The organism is Enterorhabdus sp. P55, from assembly GCF_009911695.1.
Classification (GTDB): domain Bacteria; phylum Actinomycetota; class Coriobacteriia; order Coriobacteriales; family Eggerthellaceae; genus Enterorhabdus.
This window is the reverse complement of sequence record NZ_QWKK01000169.1, coordinates 1-3,313: the sequence shown is the minus strand read 5'-3', so window position 1 is coordinate 3,313 and position 3,313 is coordinate 1. Positions and strand designations below refer to the sequence as shown.

The following is a 3,313-nucleotide window of genomic DNA, read 5'->3' as shown; positions in this document are numbered from 1 at the left end:
GCTGCCGCGGGGCGCAAGCGCTCCGGCACGGGCGGCAAGGCGGATCTTCGCCCCGGCCGTGCCCACCGCGCCGCCGTGGCCGAGCAGCGCCGCTCGCGCGGCGAGCGGTCGGGCCGGCGCTAGCGGCCCCCGTTCGCCGTCGGCGAAACCCGCTTCCCAGCGCGCCGTCCTCCCCGCCTGCCGCTCACGGTATCGTTAGCGTTCCAGGGAGAGGAAGAAGAGAGGAAGGTGGGCCATGAAGGTTGCCGTAGCATGCGAGGGCATGGGAGTGTCGCACCATGCCGCCCAGTGCGCCAGCTTCATGTGCTACACCGTCGAAAAGGGCATCATCACCGATTGCCGCAACCTCCCGAACATGGGCGTCACCAGCCACGACGCCGCGCAGCTGGTGAAGGACCTCGGGTTTGACGCCCTCATCGCCGGCGGCATCGACATGGATATGGCCAACGAGCTGTGCTACGCCGGCATCGAGGTGGTGGCCGGCGTGGAGGGCACCGCGCGCGAGGTGGCCGAGGCCTACCTCAACCACACGCTCATGGGCGCCGCCGAGCTGTGCCATGCCAGCCAGGAGGACTTCGCCGACGAGCGCGACATCGACGCCGCCTTCGATCGCATCTACCGCGACCTGGAGTCGACCGTCTAGCACCCCCCGTGATTGAGGAGCCGACGCTGACGCGTCGGCTTTTTTTGCGCCGTGAAACGAAGAAGCGCCCGCGTCAGATGACGCGGGCGCTTCCCTTCTCCAGCGCAGGGCCGATGGCTAGGCGACGGCCTTCTTGGCGACCTCGGCCAGGGCGGCGAACGCCGCAGGATCGTTCACGGCCATGTCGGCGAGCACCTTGCGGTCGAGCGTCACGCCGGCCTTCTTGAGGCCGTTCATGAACACCGAGTAGGACAGGCCGTTGATGCGGGCCGCGGCGTTGATGCGGGTGATCCACAGGCGGCGGATCTCGCGCTTCTTGTTGCGGCGGTCACGGTACATGTACTGCAGCGAATGCTGCACCTGCTCCTTCGCCGCACGGTAGGAGCGGGACTTCGCGCCGTAGTAGCCCTTCGCGCGGGCGAGGACGGTACGACGCTTCTTGCGGGCATGGATGGAACGCTTTACACGAGGCATATCTGAATCACTCCTTGGTTGACGGTAAGATGAGCGGGACTAGCGAAGGCCGAGGTTGCGCTTGACGACCTTGGCATCGGCCTCGGCGATCTCCGTCTCGTGACGGAAGTTGCGCTCGCGCTTGGGGCTCTTCTTCGTCATGATGTGGCTCTTGAACGCCTTGGCGCGCATGATCTTGCCGGAACCGGTGACGCGGAAGCGCTTGGCGGTGCCGCGGTGGGTCTTCATCTTAGGCATCTTACTCGTCCTTTCCTTCTTCTTTCTTAGAGTCCTTCTTCTTCACCGCCGCCGGGAGCGGGGCGATGAGCATGTGCATGTTACGGCCTTCCATCTTGGGCTGGTTCTCGATGACCGCCACGTCCTTGAGGTCGTCGGCAAGCCGCTCGAGAATGGACAGGCCCTGCTCCGGGTGGGCCATCTCGCGGCCGCGGAACATGATGGTGATCTTGACCTTGTTGCCCGCCTCGAGGAACCGGAGCACGTGCTTCTTCTTGGTCGTGTAGTCGCCCACGTCGATCTTCGGGCGGAACTTCATCTCCTTGACCTCGATCTTGCTCTGGTTCTTGCGCGCCTGCTTGGCCTTGATGGCCTGGTCGTACTTGAACTTGCCATAGTCCATGATGCGGCAGACGGGCGGGTCGGCGTTCGGCGCGATCTCGACGAGGTCGTAGCCGGCCTCCTCGGCGATGCGCTTGGCCTGCGCGGTGGGGAAGATTCCCTGCTGGTTGCCGTCGAAGTCGATCAGACGGCACTCGCGCGTGGTGATCTCGTCATTGAGCCGGGGCTCTTGAGCAGCTATCGCGCTCACCTCCTCTTTTCGCGCCTTCCGGGCGCATTGAAAAACCCGCGGCGCATAGGCGCGGCGGGCTCGTTCTCGGATTCAAGCCGCAGAAGCGGCCTGCCTATGCAAACGACCCATCAGCAGCCACGGCGCCGAACCAGGTGGAGGGTTTCCCCTCGCTTGTTGAACAGCCTTTGCAGTATAGGGCATCGCGCGCGATGGCGCAAGGGGGAAGTTGGGGACACGATGTAGCCACATCCCTTTACGCCTGTCCTACTGCAACAGAATCAACAGCTGCAGGCAGAACACAGGGGACAGGGCAGCGGGCGCTGGCGGGGGACGCTAGAACAAGGCGGCAGGCGGAGGCGGACGAAATCGATTCCTGCCCGTGCGTGAACCGCGACGCGGGAGCCGCCGATCCAGGCGACGTGCCAACTCCGTGCGTAAAGTGGCCAAAAAAGGCGACCTGACGACGGAAAAGATGCCCACGAACTCCAGTTTGTCCGCAAAACCCCTGATGACGCCTGCGTCTTGAGCGCGCCGAAGACCACCCGCGCCTCCTAGAGGGCGTGATTTTCGCCATTTTCGTCGTCAGGTCGTCTTTGTTGGCCACTTTCCGATGAGAATGCGGCAGGAGACGCCCGACGGACGCGGGAGAGACGAGGCAAGGCGCAGGGCAGACGTCACTCCCCCGCCAGGGTCACCACGCGGGTGGCGAGGCGGGCGGTGAGGGCCGGGGAGTGGGAGACGAGGACGAGGCCGAGATCGCGGGCGGCGGCCTCGGCGAGGATAACCTCCCAGATCTGCGCTTGGGTGAGGGCGTCGAGCATGGTGGACACCTCGTCGGCTATGAGGTAGCGCGGGCGGGCCGCAAGCGCGCGGGCGATGCAGAAGCGCTGAAGCTCGCCGCCGGAGAGCTCATGGGGAAAGCGGCCGAGCCACTCGTCGCGGATGCCGAGGGCGGCACGCAGGCGCCCGAGCTCCTCAGGCGCGCCGCCGGACTCGGCCAGGGACGCCCCCAGGCGCATGCGGGGATCCACGACGTGCTCGGGGTGCTGGCCCACCAGCTGCACCGGGCAGGGGCCGCGCCGGGGCAGGGGCGCGCCGTCCGCGGTGACGCTGCCGGCCCAGGGCCGCTCGTAGCCGGCCAGGACGCGGCAGAGCGTGGTCTTGCCGAAGCCCGACGGCGCGGAGAGGGCCACGCGCTCGCCGGGGGCCACCGCGAGGGAGAAGCCCTCGTAGAGCGGCCGCCGCCCGTAGCCGAAGGTGATGTCACGGGCCTCTAGCATGGATCCTCCTCGTCAGCGGCGATGTCAGCGCGGGTGAGCGCCTCCCCCTCGCCGTCGGCCGGCGCCCGGTCGGGGGCGGGGGCCGGGGCGGCGCCCGGCTTTGGCCCGGTGGCGCCCGGCGCGGCG

5 protein-coding genes are annotated in these 3,313 nt (G+C 67.2%); 1 reads left to right on the top strand and 4 read right to left on the bottom strand.

Annotation, left to right across the window (positions count from 1 at the left end; translation table 11 throughout):
• The first annotated feature begins 235 nt into the window (after positions 1 to 235).
• A complete protein-coding gene (locus D1643_RS10375; protein WP_236643556.1) occupies positions 236 to 643 on the top strand; it encodes a NifB/NifX family molybdenum-iron cluster-binding protein in 408 nt (135 codons plus the stop codon).
• A 117-nt stretch (positions 644 to 760) separates the two neighbouring features.
• Here D1643_RS10375 and rplT read toward each other — a convergent pair whose 3' ends face one another.
• From rplT to D1643_RS10355, 4 genes are all read right to left on the bottom strand, one after another.
• Positions 761 to 1,117, bottom strand: a complete 357-nt coding sequence (rplT, locus tag D1643_RS10370; protein WP_160710542.1) for a 50S ribosomal protein L20 — start codon at positions 1,115 to 1,117, stop codon at positions 761 to 763.
• A gap of 39 nt (positions 1,118 to 1,156) precedes the next feature.
• The gene (gene rpmI / locus D1643_RS10365) at positions 1,157 to 1,354 is read right to left on the bottom strand and encodes a 50S ribosomal protein L35 (protein ID WP_160710541.1); all 198 of its coding nucleotides are present in this window, start codon (positions 1,352 to 1,354) and stop codon (positions 1,157 to 1,159) included.
• Between the two features lies 1 nt (position 1,355).
• Positions 1,356 to 1,925 carry a translation initiation factor IF-3 gene (infC, locus tag D1643_RS10360; protein ID WP_160710540.1) on the bottom strand — a complete coding sequence of 190 codons (570 nt, stop codon included), beginning with the start codon at positions 1,923 to 1,925 and terminating at the stop codon, positions 1,356 to 1,358.
• A gap of 656 nt (positions 1,926 to 2,581) precedes the next feature.
• A complete protein-coding gene (locus D1643_RS10355) occupies positions 2,582 to 3,187 on the bottom strand; it encodes an ABC transporter ATP-binding protein (RefSeq protein ID WP_160710539.1) in 606 nt (201 codons plus the stop codon).
• Positions 3,188 to 3,313: the final 126 nt, after the last annotated feature.